14 protein-coding genes are annotated in these 14,950 nt (G+C 46.3%); all 14 read right to left on the bottom strand.

All coding sequences use genetic code 11. The features are described 5' to 3' along the window. Nucleotides 1-61: 61 nt before the first annotated feature. The 14 genes from QF049_RS04975 to metH all read right to left on the bottom strand — a co-directional run bounded on the left by QF049_RS04975 (nucleotide 62) and on the right by metH (nucleotide 14,828). Nucleotides 62-703, bottom strand: coding sequence for a hypothetical protein (locus QF049_RS04975; RefSeq protein WP_307535296.1), 642 nt, complete (start codon nucleotides 701-703; stop codon nucleotides 62-64). Nucleotides 704-710: 7 nt separating this feature from the next. Next, complete coding sequence (locus QF049_RS04970) at nucleotides 711-1,541, bottom strand: CpaE/TadZ family protein (protein ID WP_307535294.1); 831 nt, start codon at nucleotides 1,539-1,541, stop codon at nucleotides 711-713. Further along, on the bottom strand, nucleotides 1,538-2,251 hold the full coding sequence (locus tag QF049_RS04965; RefSeq protein ID WP_307535292.1) for a hypothetical protein: 714 nt from the start codon (nucleotides 2,249-2,251) through the stop codon (nucleotides 1,538-1,540). Before QF049_RS04965 ends, QF049_RS04970 begins: the two co-directional genes overlap by 4 nt. Nucleotides 2,252-2,326: 75 nt before the next feature. Beyond that, nucleotides 2,327-3,346 carry an SAF domain-containing protein gene (locus QF049_RS04960; RefSeq protein ID WP_307535290.1) on the bottom strand — a complete coding sequence of 340 codons (1,020 nt, stop codon included), beginning with the start codon at nucleotides 3,344-3,346 and terminating at the stop codon, nucleotides 2,327-2,329. A gap of 26 nt (nucleotides 3,347-3,372) precedes the next feature. Further along, nucleotides 3,373-4,851 carry a serine/threonine protein kinase gene (locus QF049_RS04955; protein ID WP_307535289.1) on the bottom strand — a complete coding sequence of 493 codons (1,479 nt, stop codon included), beginning with the start codon at nucleotides 4,849-4,851 and terminating at the stop codon, nucleotides 3,373-3,375. A gap of 181 nt (nucleotides 4,852-5,032) precedes the next feature. Further along, nucleotides 5,033-6,082 (bottom strand): SAM-dependent methyltransferase, encoded by a 1,050-nt coding sequence (locus QF049_RS04950; RefSeq protein WP_307535286.1) that lies wholly within the window; start codon nucleotides 6,080-6,082, stop codon nucleotides 5,033-5,035. A 6-nt stretch (nucleotides 6,083-6,088) separates the two neighbouring features. After that, nucleotides 6,089-6,862, bottom strand: a complete 774-nt coding sequence (locus tag QF049_RS04945; RefSeq protein ID WP_307543099.1) for an ABC transporter ATP-binding protein — start codon at nucleotides 6,860-6,862, stop codon at nucleotides 6,089-6,091. 2 nt (nucleotides 6,863-6,864) lie between these two features. After that, nucleotides 6,865-7,182 (bottom strand): thioredoxin family protein, encoded by a 318-nt coding sequence (locus QF049_RS04940; RefSeq protein WP_169481047.1) that lies wholly within the window; start codon nucleotides 7,180-7,182, stop codon nucleotides 6,865-6,867. After that, nucleotides 7,182-7,520: a cyclic-phosphate processing receiver domain-containing protein gene (locus QF049_RS04935; protein ID WP_124115277.1), complete on the bottom strand. Its 339-nt coding sequence runs from the start codon at nucleotides 7,518-7,520 to the stop codon at nucleotides 7,182-7,184. The genes QF049_RS04940 and QF049_RS04935 overlap by 1 nt, the downstream gene beginning before the upstream one ends. 19 nt (nucleotides 7,521-7,539) lie before the next feature. Next, a complete protein-coding gene (locus QF049_RS04930; protein WP_307535282.1) occupies nucleotides 7,540-8,388 on the bottom strand; it encodes a deoxyribonuclease IV in 849 nt (282 codons plus the stop codon). Continuing rightward, nucleotides 8,378-9,199, bottom strand: a complete 822-nt coding sequence (locus tag QF049_RS04925; RefSeq protein WP_307535280.1) for an Fpg/Nei family DNA glycosylase — start codon at nucleotides 9,197-9,199, stop codon at nucleotides 8,378-8,380. The genes QF049_RS04930 and QF049_RS04925 overlap by 11 nt, the downstream gene beginning before the upstream one ends. A 6-nt stretch (nucleotides 9,200-9,205) precedes the next feature. Next, complete coding sequence (locus tag QF049_RS04920) at nucleotides 9,206-10,015, bottom strand: TIGR01457 family HAD-type hydrolase (RefSeq protein WP_307535278.1); 810 nt, start codon at nucleotides 10,013-10,015, stop codon at nucleotides 9,206-9,208. Nucleotides 10,016-10,371: 356 nt separating this feature from the next. Further along, nucleotides 10,372-11,310 carry a ribonuclease Z gene (gene rnz, locus QF049_RS04915; RefSeq protein WP_017688042.1) on the bottom strand — a complete coding sequence of 313 codons (939 nt, stop codon included), beginning with the start codon at nucleotides 11,308-11,310 and terminating at the stop codon, nucleotides 10,372-10,374. A 77-nt stretch (nucleotides 11,311-11,387) separates the two neighbouring features. Continuing rightward, nucleotides 11,388-14,828, bottom strand: a complete 3,441-nt coding sequence (gene metH / locus QF049_RS04910; protein ID WP_210108473.1) for a methionine synthase — start codon at nucleotides 14,826-14,828, stop codon at nucleotides 11,388-11,390. Between the last annotated feature and the right edge of the window lie 122 nt (nucleotides 14,829-14,950).

The raw sequence follows: 14,950 nt of genomic DNA, 5'->3' as shown, positions 1-14,950 counted from the left end.
TAGAAACTAACAAACCCTTTATTCCCTTGTATCCCTTGCGGTATAAGGGATTTCTATTTATCTAACCTTTATAATGCTGGTAGATACGTTGCACGATAATATCCGTCTTTTCTCTGAATCCAAGCTCTCGATATTCGCACTCGAAAACATATTGAATATCCTCCTCAGAGATATAATAACTTCCTCCATCGTCCGTACCTTCCTCCATTCTCAGTCTGCCAAGATCGTAGGTATCAATCATTCGGGAGAGTGCATCCATACCGAATTGCTGTCGGTACAGATAAAACACAATTTCGAATCGGTCCTGGATCGTCAACAAATCTGGTTCTGCAAACAAAATAACTTCATCTACATTTGATTTGTTCAGCCCTATGCTTCGGGTCAGGAGATCCCCTATCAGATTTTTGACATACGTTTTGTCGCTGATACTGCCTGAGACACAGCCCTTCAGTGCTTTTCTCATCTCGGCACGTTGATTAATTCTTCGACGATATTCTTCTTCATGCAGACCCGCATCCGCGAGCTGACTATGACTAAGCTCATGAAGTGAGTTCTTCACCTTCTCAATCAACATATCAATTGTGAATGATTCCTGTTCAGGAACACGAGCATTCTTTTCACGAAGAAACGTTTTATACTTGAACCAGATATAAGTCAGGCACACAATCAAAATTAAACTTATCCATATGGTATTCCAGAGCATCGGAGGTTCAGGCTCCCCTTTCCAGCCTCTTCAGAACTGTGCGCATACCTGCACCGTCCATAATCAGGCGAGCGAGTTCGCTCATACTTGCAGCAAAGCTCCCTTTACGAATATCCTTATCCTCAGTCAAACTTTCCAACTGCAAGTATCTAGCGACATCTCGCCGATTCATTGCATCCAGGTATCCGGTTGTGTACGGTATCGCAGATATCGTACCTTTGTATTTGAACTGGCGCCGAATATTCGAAAGCGTTGCACGGGAATGCAAATCGTATTTGTTAATTACAACATGTATATTCTTATTGTTCATTCGTTCTGGCAGGATCTCTTCAAAGAACAACTCCAGATTTCGCATATTTTGATCGAGATTAATTACAACATAGTCCGCCTGTTGCAGCTTGAGCTGTGAGTCAACACCAGCATGATCCGCATCCAGAAGAACCAGATCATAATACTCGTTAGCTACATTTAGCAGCTTTTTCACAGTCTCACCATGTTCCTGCGGGGAACGTTCCATCACATCAGTTCTTCCGGTTAGGAAATCAAGTCTTTCCTTCAGAAGTGGCTTGGTATAATCCCTGAGATTGTACTTATTCAGACTTCCGCTCGAATGCAGCCGTTCAATCGCATCCAAGCCACCCTCTTCGAAGGAGAACATAAAATCCGCTGAATCCGTATCTTTGGACGGTAGAGCAGCTTCTGTGCCAGTTCCGGCAAGGCCTGCATTAACAAGTAACACTCTTGTCCTGTAGTGAAGCGACATCGCATAAGCACTAATTAATGTGCTCGAAGTGCAACCTGTTCCTGCAAAAGGGCTCCAAAAGGTAATGGTGCTCATGCTTTCATCCTCTCTGCTTCTTTCATCGCACGACGACTACGAACACTTTCCCAACCTGTTAACTGCTCGACCACGCGACACAACGATTTTTTGTAATTTCGTGACAAAGGTCCAAGATGAACTCGGCGATGATGCTCATTCTCAAGCTTAACCGCAGCTGTTAACTCATCCCACGGAAGCACTAAGGATTCTCCTGTCCATGCAAACGGACTGCCCTCCAGATACGCCCACAGATAACGAGCTTCAAGCTTGCAGTCAACCCCGTTAATTAAGATCCGCTGAAATGACAGCTCACCAGGTAATGATTGTTCTTCAAGCAACCGCTTCAACCAGCCCTTGCCACGTTCCAGATTGTAACGCTCATAATCACTCACCCAGACTCTTACATCAGCATTCAGCCAGAGATTACGGGAAGCAAAGTGTGAGGTCTCCATGTCATATAACACATAGTCATAACTGTCTAATCGCTCTCCATTTACTTCAAGATGATTCTCTACAGCTGCTGAAGTGACAAAATGACAAGCGATATCAAATCCTTCAAATTCCGTAATTCGCAAAGACTGCTTACTGTCACCCACACCGTATCCATACTTCTGTTGTAAGGTTCCATCTACGAGCAAAACCTTGTTGCCTGTCGAAGCCAATATCTTGCATAGATATAACATCAGATCATTTTTCTCACATAAACCCGCAAAGATCCATGTATGCATAGATGTTACAACTCCTTTCTTTTTCTAAAACTCCTTGTTATCTGAATTATTCTAAAATAAACCTCGGATTTCGCTCTATTCTCCACCCGTTAGCAAGCTCTGTTGTTCTGTTTGTGAAGCTTCAGCAGGATCATTCACGCTTCCAGAATTAGCTCCTGCTCCGTTTCCTGAACCATCATTCCACATCACTCCATCCGACGTTGCCGGATTATTGGCTGATGGACGACTGTTATAGTTAACTGAGGATTGTGCCACATCCTGTTCAACCCCTTTTGACGGTGCTGTCACGGAGGCGGCCAGTGAACTTTCAAGCGAACTTCGCACCTGTCTGGATAACTCCTGTTCGGCTCGTCGAACAATATTCGGATCACTCTCCAGCAGTTTTAACACTTCTGAATTGGCGGGATACGTCGCGATTGCAGGTGTCTGAAACTGTGGTTCTACATAGGTTAAGGCATAGATTGAAGCTTTATGTAAATAGGCATCTACAATTGCACTTGAGAGTGACAGAATCTCTTCCTCCGTCATCGTAATCCATAAGGTAGCTGCATTGAGTCGTTCCACTTTTTTCTTCGATAAGAGAACATAGTCTTGTCCGGTAGGGAATTGGATACGAACATCAATAATATCTCCCTTAACAAGTGAGGACGGCAGTAATACAACTTGCAGCTCTCGATTTCTTAAATCGGGCGGAGCCGGTGCATCCTCATACACCATCTCGGTGGTAATGGCTGTTCCTTTTTTCAACTCTATTTTGGCCACTTGGCCGTCGATCTGCTTGGTACTGGACCAGAGATTTCGCGGTGCTTGTGCATCCGGAACAGCAATGAGCTTCAGATCCTCCGGTAATATCGGTTCACCTGCTTCAATATCCCGAATCGTAACCCATCCTTGTGCTCCCGAATCCCATTGTTGCTTTAACTCAGCTTCCTTTTCCTCATATGCCGATAAATAACGGGCTTCTACAGCTGACCTGACATCCCCCATCGTTTTGACATTGTAAATAACATATCCTCCGAACACCAATCCTACAGCTCCTGCTCCGATAAGTCCGGCATAGATCAGTTGACGGCTTTGTTTTCTTAATTTAGACAAAAGAGGCTCTCCTTTCGTAATCTCTTCTAATCATGTACTTTCCTTCGTGAAAAGAACGAACGTTTCTTGGGTTGTTGTGCCATCATATGCGTTAAAATATGAGAAAACACTTTATCCATCTGTGCGTCCTTGTCAAAAGGGTCAATATGTAACGGCAGCCCATATACACTCGGTGTATCCAGAGCTTTACGAATGCGCTGAACAGCTTCACTTGCTGCCAGGGGCAGACAATATATCCATTTCTCTCGTGGATACCGATGATGTGATCGAACAAAAGCACCAATCTCCGCCTGTCTCCATTCGGCACCTGAGCCTATCACAATAGGCAGATCTGCACGAAGGAATTCTTCCAGCCGGTTCTGGTCCTGACCACTACCAAGATCCATCACGATGAACTGATAACTCCCCCCAAGCAAAGACAAAATATCCGCTCGCCCGGATTGTTTCCAATAATGCACACCATCCACTGCAAACTGTCTGCCTGCTGGCACCGGTTTACCCGCTTGAGCGATTTGTTGAATTCTTGCAAAGGATTGAGAGCGAGGTGACATTTCAATCACAGCTACTTTGAAGTTTTGCCTTTCGAGATAATGACTGATAGCTATAGCCGTGTGGGTAACCCCTACACCAGATGAAGCCCCAGTCAAGGCAATAACTCTTGTTCCGCCATTCAAGGTCATGGTTGCATCTCCACCAGGCGTTATTCCACCGGGTATTCGGAGCAGTTCCTTCCGCACCTCATCGGCAGATTGGAATCGCTCCTCGGCATTATATCTTAACAATCTTCTTGCCACAGGGATGTACGTCCGTGGAACATCGCTCCGGATAGAACTTTCCACACCCTGAATCCATTCCGTATAGGCCCCACTTGTCATAAGATACAGCAGCAATGCTCCGAGTCCATATAGATCTGAACGCGCATCGGTCTGACCCGAGCCATATTGTTCTGGAGCGGCGAAACCAGCGGTTCCCAACTTAACGGTATCTTCAGCACTTTGCGGTTTGTAACTTCTGGCGATGCCAAAATCAATTAATCTTACTTCATGTTCCGGCGTGATCATAATGTTTGATGGTTTCAGATCCCTATAGATCACAGGTGGATTCAGATTATGCAAATAACTCAACACATCCAGCAATTGAAGTACAAGCTCCGTCAACTGCTCCATCGGGATTTTCCCACGACACTGCTTGAAATACTCACTGAGCGTTAACCCGTCGATGTATTCCATCACCAAGTACGTGTACCCATCTTCATCCGGGACAAAAAAATCAACAATTTGCGGCAATCTTGGATGGCGAAGTGATGTCAGAAGAGCGGCCTCCGTCTCCATACTGCCTTCATATGGCATAATCGTTACGCTTTCTTTAATTGCCCATATCTTGCCCGGCAACTTCAGATCCTCCGCCTCGTATACATGGCTCATTCCGCCTGTTCCCAGAATGGATACGATACGATATCTACCTCCCAGCAGGCTTCCGCGTTCCAGCCTGGCCGGATGTCTCATACCAATTCCTCCTTCATTACACAACAAAAAAGGGAAAGCTTCACCGAAGTAGAACAGACCGGATATCCGGTTTTGTTCACTTCGGGATGCTTTCCCTCAGGTTTGTTATGGTTAATATTGGTATCATTATAGTACAGGCAGGAATAGATTGTAAAGCACAAAATTTAATGTGCTTAATCTCTTAATATTTGACCATATAAAGTGTAATCTCTTCCCGGTTATGGAACAACTGTTTGGAACGTTGAATCTGCATCCGCGAACGCTCAAACGTATCAATGACGTCTTTAATGAGCGCGAGCGGCTTCTTATGCAATAACTTCACGGTAACGATGGCTGTTCCCCCGGGCTGAAGGCTATACAGAAGATCCGATACAAGTCGGCTCATCAGCTTGGGACTCCAACTCATATCACATACGAGCAGGTCGAATTCTCCTTCGCGGAAACGAACATCCCCTGCATTCTTTTTCAAGAAAGTCAGTTTGGGTGATGCCAGCAGCGTTGCATCCATCTTCGCCGGATCTACCGCGGTAACTTCAAGCCCACGTTCAAGCAGGAAGGAGGTCCATCCACCTGGTGCTGCACCGATATCAAGTGCTTTATGAAATGAAGTAAAGTCAATGCCAAACGTTTGCTCGGCTTCAAGCAATTTGAACTTAGCACGCGAGATCTGCCCATCTTCTTTTTGAAAACGTACGGCCCCCCCGCTCCAGTCTGACAGGTTCTGTTCAGGTCTGGATACGCCAGCATACAACATATCATTCGCAGCAAATACAGAAATGACATATTCAGCATCACGAACAACCCATTCACAACCTAGCTCGTCCAGCTTTTCTGTTATCAATTGCTTCAATGAGGCTGCGTTTTCTTGCCAAAAGGACCCTTCTGTCTTCCTTACCTGCAATACGACAGGGGTGCCGGACAATTCCTTATGATTTAGGACGAATGCTATCAATTTCTCAATAGACTGCTCCGAATCTTCTGTATTCTCCTGAAACTGAACAGGTTGAATATGACGTAAAAACGTTGGATACTCTGCCCATAGCTTATCTGCAACTTCTTCCTCCGCTACAGGCAGACCCGCAAGCAATATTTCTCCTGGTACGAGTACCGTGCTCTTCACCGCACCAAACGTACGGCGTAACTCTTCCTGAGCATAAGGGGCAAAGCCATGATTGGCCGTGCAGATAAAACGGGAGAAGTTGCCTTCTTCCCAAGACGATTGTGTACTCAAATTGTGTTACCCTCCAGAACGTACGCGTATCCACGGACGACCATTATCCCACTGGATATCGACCGGAACATCGTACGTATGCTTAATTGTATCTTGTGTCAAAACTTCATGCTTGGGGCCAGCTGCCGCAATACGTCCATCGCGGATCAAGGCCACATGCGTAAATAAAGGTACGATCTCTTCAACATGATGTGTTACATACACAACTGTAATGTTACGCTGGCGCAGACGATCAATCTCAGCCAGCATTTTCTCACGTTCATATAAGTCTAGTCCGGCACAAGGCTCGTCCATAATCAGCAATTTGGGCTCAGCCATTAATGAACGAGCAAGCATGACTTTTTTGCGCTCCCCTTGGGATAACGTTCCAAGCGGGTTGTTGGCCAAGTTGGCAAAGCCCATGTCATCTAACAAACTCATTGCCTTTGCTTTTACTTCATCAGGAATTGTCTGATAAAAACGCAAAAAAGCATAAGCACCTGTAGCGACGACCTCCCATACCGGATCTCTGGGTGTGAGTTTCTCAATCAACGTTTGGCTGATATAACCGATTTTCTTACGTACTTCCCTGACGTCACATTGTCCATACAGATTACCGAGTACTTCAATGCGTCCCTGGCTTGGAAACATATATCCGTTCATCATTTCCAACAACGTTGTTTTGCCAGAACCATTCCGACCCAGAATAACCCAATGTTCGCCTTGTTCAATGTGCAAATGCACGTTATCCAAAATCTGATTCTCTTCTCGTCTAAGTGAGACATGTTCCATCGAGATTATACTCATTTCAGCACCACCTTCCGGATCTCCGAGAGCAAATGCTCCACAGAGCTCATCCGATAAACCATTTTTGGAACATCTTGTTGGCCATCAAAAAGCATCACTGCTGGAACGCTTGAAATTTGAAATTGTTGTACAAGTTCAGGAATATCATGAATGTTCATTTCGGATAAAATACCTTCTGGCAGCATGTGCTCTACTACCTCTAACATACGGCGTGCTGCCGCACATGTCCCACATAAAGGGGTATATATAAATACAGCCTGTGGCATGCCTTCCCATACGCCGCGCATTAACATTTTGGATGTAATTGGCTTCATTAACTTTCTTCTCCCGCAGCAACACGCAGCATGACCTCACCCGTCATTGGACCATTATGAATGGTTACCGAATCCGGTTTATTGCTGTATAACATCTCGTACATTTGGCGTTTTCCAAACATACTGGACGTATGCAAATAGATCTCACGCGGAAATAAACCTTCTCGTACAATGGATGCCGCGACCTCACCGCCACTCGGCGAATCCGGACCAAGCTCATAATCCAGAGACAAAATGTCCACGTCACCTTCTCTTAGCAGCATCAGGCACTCTTCTGCATTCGTTGCCAGAACAAATCCTTTCGGACAGGCCCGATAGTCATCCAAAAAAACATGCATACAATCGCTCCTCTCCCCATTATAACCAGGAACGCATGAGCGCTATATCATCATGGTGCGTTCCATCTTCGCCCGTTTCTGTCTCGAGCACAACAACCGCTTTTTGGAACTCAGGCGCAGTTAACAATGCTTTCATTGATTCATCTCCGATATATCCCTGTCCGATCCTCGCATGTCTATCCTTACACGAACCAGACGCATATTTGGAATCATTAAAATGTATAGCAGCAACATTATCCCAATATCCAAGCATCCTGCCCTTATCAAGCATCGCTGCTTCGTTGCCTGACGACCACAAACCTGAAGCAAAAGCATGGCATGTGTCAAAACAAAAAGCAATATGCTCCGGATATCGGCTTAATTTGCGAATCTGTATCATTTCTTCCATTGTCGTGCCCATCGGGCCATGATCACCTGCCTGATTTTCAATCAGCACCTTCGAATGTCCATTCCAATTCTCCAAGGCGGTATCCAAACAATGAATGAGGTTCTGATAACCCTCCAGCGGATCGTTTGTTTTGATATGTCCAAAATGGACCACCGTCCCAACAGAACCGCAAGCATTTGAAATTTCAAGATCATTGCGAATAGAAGCTATTGTAGCATGAAACCCCGCCTCTCCACGGGTCAGGCCCAACGCCGGATTCGTAGGATAGGGTGAATGCGCAATCGAAGCAAGTCCATGCTGTTCACACCAATCCCTGCACTGCTCAGCATCCTTGAGGTCCAGACTTTTCAGGCTGAGACTACGCGGGTTCTTCGGAAAATACTGAAACGCCGTTGCCCCCATCTCATACGCTCTCTTGGCAGCCTGAAGAAATCCACCTCTGGTGCTGACATGTGCCCCGATACCAGTTTTAGGCCTCATGCTGGCATTTCGGACAGAAGAACGCCTTCTTGCCCGTAATTTCCACTCGTTCAATTGTTCCCCCGCAGCGCGGACAAGTCTCGCCTTCCCGATCGTACACTCGACATTGCTCGTCAAAACTTCCTGTCTTCGTATCCCCTTGCATCAGTGGCATTTCCATATAGCCACCCTCAGAAGCTGCTTCACGCAACACGGACTGCATCGAATGGAACAAGCGCTCCGTCAGCTCAGGTGAAGTCGCGATGTTCTGCGTTTTGGAGCTTGGTTTCAGACCAGCAGCAAAAGCAATCTCATCCGAGTAACAGTTGCCAATCCCTGCAATGATATGCTGGTTTACCAATGTTGTCTTAAGTGTACCCCGACGACCTTTCAACAGAGAAGCAAAACGTTCCACGTTCATCCGTCGATCCAATGGTTCAGGCCCAAGATCAGACATTGCCTCTTCGGTTTCTTTCGAAGTAAGCAGATGTAAATAACCCAAGCGTAGTCCAATAAAGAATAATATGTGATCGCCAAACTGGATTTCCACTTGTGTGGAACGATCAGGACGTTCCTCTTCCGTGCCCCAGAAAATCATACCACCCAACATGAGGTGCAGCACCAGACGTTTACCATTAGCCAAGTGGAAAATCAAATGCTTCGCTCGGCGCTCAACAAATATGATGCGATTACCTGTAAGTTCATTGATGAACAGATCAGGCTCCGTATTTATCGTTTTATCGCGATTAATCACAACACCTGTAATCGGTAGATCAAGTATTTTCTCGGACAGCAAAGTCCGGTAATTTTCCATTTCCGGTAGTTCCGGCATCGTACATTACCCCTTTTTGGAAGCTTGGTCTGCCTCTTGCGACAGCCACTCCATCAATTTATGCAAATCTTCAAACACATGATCAGGTCGAGCCTTGGCTGCTTGTATGTGTCCATCCATATTATCCCGTGTTGTCACACCGGTAAGTACCAACAGCGTCTCACACCCTGCTGCCACTCCAGCTGCAATATCGGTTCGCATATTATCTCCGATCACTGCCACTTCATGAGACGCCCGGTTTAGCCGGCTAATGGCCGACTTCATTATAACACTCGATGGCTTGCCTATAACTGTAGGATGAACTCCGGTCGCGGCTTCAATTGCTGCTCCAATAGTCCCCGCTCCAGGTGTCAGTCCATCATCGGAAGGAAGCTGCAGATCCGGGTTGGTCATGATGAATTTTGATCCCGCATTAATCCACCTTAGCGCCTTGGTCAGTTTATGATAGGAAAATTCACGATCAATCCCCTGTATCACGTAATCTGGTGCATCTTCCGTCAGCTGTAGTCCTGCTTTTTCTATGGCTTCCAGCAGTCCTGCTTCTCCAATACATGCCACTTTTGCACCCGGGGACTCTTCAGCAACATATTCAGCAGCCGCCACAGCAGAAGTACATACTTGAGACGCGTCGGCAGGTATGCCCATCCCGTTCAGATGATCTGCCACACCTTGTGGTGTACGGGAAGAATTATTTGTTACGAATAAATACGGCTTTCCTAGCTCTTGCAGTGTTCGAATAAGCTGATCGGCTCCTTCGATACGATGTCTGCCATGATAGAGCGTACCATCCAAGTCAATCAGATAGGCCTTAATCACACACAGCACTTCCTTTCTTCATTCCATTAACGTTTCATGTCCTTAATCATTTACCTCGAACTTGAACGCGAACCTATGTATTCAGGAAAAAAATAATGGGTTGCTGACATATGCACGTAACAAGTCGAACCGGATCGAACACCGACGGTTTAACTCGCGCGTCTTCTGTACAAGCTTGTCATTTCCTGCGCTTTCCCGGAAAATAATTTGAATCATTTCCCTCTTCATATTGCCCATCCTACACGCTTTCTGACCAGATTGCAAAAGGGACCGCGGGAGTTCCTCTCCCTCAGTCCCGTGCAATTACCCGGATCTTTATATGACGTGTTTAACCGTGCACTGGTTCGCAATCAGGTTTAAGATTCTTGCTTGCGATGCACGACAGGAATAAGCTGGTGTTCGTTTGCAAGTCTGGTATTCGGGAATACGGACTGCGCCTCTTCCAAAAGTGGCTGAAGTTGATCCTCGTCCTTATAGCGTGAACTGAAGTGAGTCATAATTAGTTGCCCTACATTGGCTGCTCTAGCCGCTTCTGCCGCTTGTTTAGAAGTACTATGATAGTACTCATGCGCTGTATCGGCCAAATCATGCATGAATGTAGCTTCATGCACAAGTACATCTGCATTAATGGAAAGTGGCTGTACGTTGTCACATGGACGTGTATCACCTAATATAGTGATCACCATGCCTCGTTTTGGCGCTCCCAATACATCTTCTGGACGAAGCGAATCACCGTTATCCAACGTAATGGTTTCTCCACGTTTCAACCGGCCGAACAATGGGCCTGGTTTCAAACCGTATTCCGCCAGTTTGGCTGGGTCCAGGCTTCCTGGACGATCTTTTTCCGTAATCCGGTATCCATAGCTGTCAATCCGATGCTCAAGCAAAGCAGCTTCCACGATAAAACTGTCATCCTCGAACAGGACGCCGCCCGTATGTTCCACGATATTCAAATCATAGTTAACCCGGGATTGGCTAAGCTCCATTGTTGTACTGATCATTCGTTCCGTACCTGGCGGACCATATACGGTTAATGGTGTGGTGCCACCTTGATAGGCTCTGCTCGAAAGCAGTCCTGGAAGTCCAAATACATGATCACCATGCAGGTGAGTAATGAATATTTTCTCCAATTTGCTCAGTTTAAGCGGAGAACTTAAAATCTGGTGCTGCGTTCCTTCCCCGCAGTCAAACAACCACAAAGCTCTGCGCTCATCCAACATGCGTAGCCCAATGGAAGTTACATTCCGTTGAAGCGTAGGTACACCAGCATTAGTTCCCAGGAAATATAGTTCCATTCTGGATCGCACCTCTTTCTGTTGCCAGCAAAAAACCTCCGACAATGCGGAGGGCTTTGCCTGACACTCTACTGAATTTATGCCTTCTCTACATTAAAATACTTAGCTTGCGGATGGCTAAATACCATCGCTGATACGGAAGCTTCAGGTTCCATCATGAAACCTTCCGTCAATTCCACACCGATATCCTCAGGCTGTAGTAACTTGAACAGCGGCCCTTGGTCTTCCAGATCCGGACAAGCCGGATATCCAAAAGATACCCTGATCCCTTGATAACGTGCACCGTGACGTTGCTTCATGGTCATCTGGGCAGAATCCGGGAATCCCCATATATCTCTCATCATATGATGCACACGCTCAGCTAATCCCTCTGCTACTTCGAGCGCTACGGATTGCAGAGCATGCGAGCGAAGATAATCCCCTTGATCTTTCCACGCCGTCGATAGTTCACGCACACCGTGTCCGGCAGTAACTACCATGAAACCAACGTAATCCATTTGACCAGATTCAACAGGTTTCAGGAAGTCGGACAGGCACAGGAACGGCTCGACTTTTTGACGTGGGAACGTAAATGTATGCAAAATATTGCTCGTGTCCTTTGGATCATAGATGATAATGCTGTTACCACTGGACTGAGCAGGGAAGAAACGATACATGGCATGTGCCTGAATAATCCCGTCACGAACAGCCTCTTGCATAATATCATCCACGACTGCTTTCAGGTCGGTAGCCTTCTTATCTCCTGAAGCAAGCAGTTGTTCAACTGAACCGCGCAACCCCAGATGGTGTCCAAGCAACATCTGCATGTTCACGTAGGGCAGGATGTGTGATAACGGATAGTTGCGCATCGTATGCCGCTCCAGATCAGGAGGGACAAGAACAGGATTATCTACAGCAATATCCGAACGCTCCACTCGTGTAAGCTCTGGAAGAGCCTGAACAGCTACAGCACTTGAAGCATCAGCTTCTTTTTCTGCTTCCATCTCCAGTTGCATCGCTTCACGTGAAACGGGGTTCATCAATTTGTTCGCCAGATCCAGACCGTCCATCGCGTCTTTAGCGTATACAACCATTCCGTTATATTCAGGACGAATACGATTTTTGGTGAATTTACGTGTTAGCGCCGCTCCACCAACCATAATAGGCACATCAATACCTGCTGTTCGCAAATCCTGAGCGGTAAGAATCATCTGCTGCGCTGATTTTACCAATAGCCCCGAGAGGCCGATAGCATCGACTTTTTCTTCTCGGTATGCCTCAATGATACGTTCTGGTGGTACTTTTATACCCAAATTAATGATCTGGTAACCGTTATTCGACAGGATGATCTCAACCAAGTTTTTACCGATGTCATGCACATCGCCCTTGACCGTGGCCAGAATGATCTTGCCTTTAACCGAAGTCTCGTTCTTCTCCATGAATTGCTCCAGATATGCTACAGAAGCCTTCATAACCTCCGCACTCTGCAACACCTCAGCTACAATTAACTCATTGTTGTTAAAGAGACGACCTACTTCCTCCATCCCCCGCATCAGTGGACCGTTAATCACTTGAAGTGCTGTGTATTTGGCAAGTGCCTGTTCGAGATCTGGCAGCAATCCTTCTTTACTTCCTTCTACTACATATGAAGCGAGACGTTCTTCTAATGAAAGGTTCGAGATTTTTTCCTTCTTCTCAACCTTCTTGTTACGGAACGCCGCTACGAACGCCGCCAAAGTTTCATCATTTGTGTTATATAAAAGCTCTTCCGAGAGCCTGCGTTCTTCTTCTGGAATGGACGCATAACGCTCCAGTTTCTCTGTGTTCACGATGGCATAGTCGAGACCTGCTTTGGTACATTCATACAAGAATACAGAGTTCAGCACTTCACGACCTGCTTCAGGCAGTCCGAATGAAATGTTACTGATCCCGAGTATCGTATGACATTCAGGCATCGCTTCCTTAATCACTCTTATACCTTCAATGGTTTCTTTGGCTGAACCGATGTACTGTTCATCTCCCGTACCAACCGGGAACACCAACGTATCGAAAATGAGGTCTTCTGGTTTGAGACCATATTTGTTCACCAGCAAATCGTAAGAGCGCTTCGCTACGTCAAGCTTGTCTTCCCGACTAATCGCCTGACCCCGTTCGTCAATCGTTCCGACAACAACCGCACCACCATATTTATGAAGCAACGGCGTAATCAGCTCAAATTTCTCTTCGCCATCCTCAAGGTTAATGGAGTTAATTATCGCTTTACCTTGTGAGTACTGAAGGGCCAGATCAATTACTGAAGCATCTGTCGTATCGATCATCAGAGGAACCTTAACTTTTTTCACAACCAGTTCAAGGAACTTCACCATGTCTTCAGACTCTTCGCGGTCCGGGTCTTGTACACAAACGTCAACAATGTGCGCTCCATTTTTCACTTGAGCACGAGCAATTTCCGAAGCTTCTTCATATTTGCCTTCTACAATGAGTCGTTTGAATTTCCGTGATCCCAGCACGTTCGTACGCTCACCAACCATGTATGGACGATTGTCCTGTTCAATGTAGATTGGTTCTATACCAGACAATGCCGGTGGATGTGTTCCGTTCATTTCTCTTGGGGGGTACTGGGCAAGTGTATCGCGCATCGCCCGAATATGTGCAGGGGTTGTCCCGCAACACCCACCAGCAATATTCAACCAGCCCTGTTCGGCAAAAGCACCAATCTTCTGAGCAAGCGAGTCTGGTGACTCATGGTAATTACCATTCTCATCCGGAAGACCCGCGTTCGGGTAACAACTAACGGCAACCGATGCCATTCCGGAAAGCGAGCGAATGTGATCACGCATGAACTCAGGACCCGTAGCACAGTTTAGTCCTACCGAAATTGGGTTAAGGTGTTCTAAGGATATATAAAAGGATTCGATGTTCTGACCCGCAAGAGTCGTTCCCATCGGTTCTATCGTTCCTGATATCATCAGGGGCAGTGTAACGCCACTCTGTTCGAAGGCCTGCTGAATTCCAATGCTGCCTGCTTTTACATTGAGGGTATCCTGTGAGGTTTCGAGCAGTAGCGCATCAACGCCTCCCTCTATTAAAGCAAGCGCTTGCTCCAAATAACTGTCGATAAGTTCCTGGAACGTTACTCCCCCAGTTACAGACAGTGTTTTGGTAGTTGGTCCCATCGCACCTACCACATAACGTGGAGATTCCGGTGTAGAGAAACGATCAACCGCAGCTTTCGCAATTCTGGCTGCTTCCAGGTTAATCTCGCGTGCCCGATCCTGAATATCGTATTCAGCAAGCACAACGGATGTGGCACCAAATGTATTGGTTTCAATTAAGTCGGCGCCAGCCTCCAGATATTCTTCATGAATGCGCTGGATCAGCTCTGGACGAGTAAGCACCAACATTTCATTACATCCATCCAAATCTTCGCCGCCAAAATCTTCGCCAGTCAGATCAACTTGTTGAATCATGGTCCCCATTGCACCGTCGAGGATTAATATTCGTTGTTTTAATGCATCGTGTAGACTAATCTTATCCAATATCTTCACCCCCGCAAAACGTTAAATCTTAGTTTAACAGAAACTAACTTAATGTGAAAGATCGGGTTTGGTCCCGAAAGATGGCGGGTTTGCACGAATATGAACGGAATTTGAGAATCGAC

The sequence above is a fragment of the Paenibacillus sp. W4I10 genome (assembly GCF_030816325.1).
Lineage (GTDB): Bacteria > Bacillota > Bacilli > Paenibacillales > Paenibacillaceae > Paenibacillus > Paenibacillus amylolyticus_B.
Note: the sequence above shows the minus strand (reverse complement) of the source record. Positions and strands in the feature narration are given on the sequence as shown.

Coding starts and splice junctions, on each gene's coding strand:
- QF049_RS04975 (WP_307535296.1), bottom strand. CDS start 703: ATGCTCTGGAATACCATATGGATAAGTTTAATTTTGATTGTGTGCCTG.
- QF049_RS04970 (WP_307535294.1), bottom strand. CDS start 1,541: ATGAGCACCATTACCTTTTGGAGCCCTTTTGCAGGAACAGGTTGCACT.
- QF049_RS04965 (WP_307535292.1), bottom strand. CDS start 2,251: ATGCATACATGGATCTTTGCGGGTTTATGTGAGAAAAATGATCTGATG.
- QF049_RS04955 (WP_307535289.1), bottom strand. CDS start 4,851: ATGAGACATCCGGCCAGGCTGGAACGCGGAAGCCTGCTGGGAGGTAGA.
- QF049_RS04940 (WP_169481047.1), bottom strand. CDS start 7,182: ATGAAGCCAATTACATCCAAAATGTTAATGCGCGGCGTATGGGAAGGC.
- QF049_RS04935 (WP_124115277.1), bottom strand. CDS start 7,520: ATGCATGTTTTTTTGGATGACTATCGGGCCTGTCCGAAAGGATTTGTT.
- QF049_RS04930 (WP_307535282.1), bottom strand. CDS start 8,388: ATGAGGCCTAAAACTGGTATCGGGGCACATGTCAGCACCAGAGGTGGA.
- QF049_RS04925 (WP_307535280.1), bottom strand. CDS start 9,199: ATGCCGGAACTACCGGAAATGGAAAATTACCGGACTTTGCTGTCCGAG.
- rnz (WP_017688042.1), bottom strand. CDS start 11,310: ATGGAACTATATTTCCTGGGAACTAATGCTGGTGTACCTACGCTTCAA.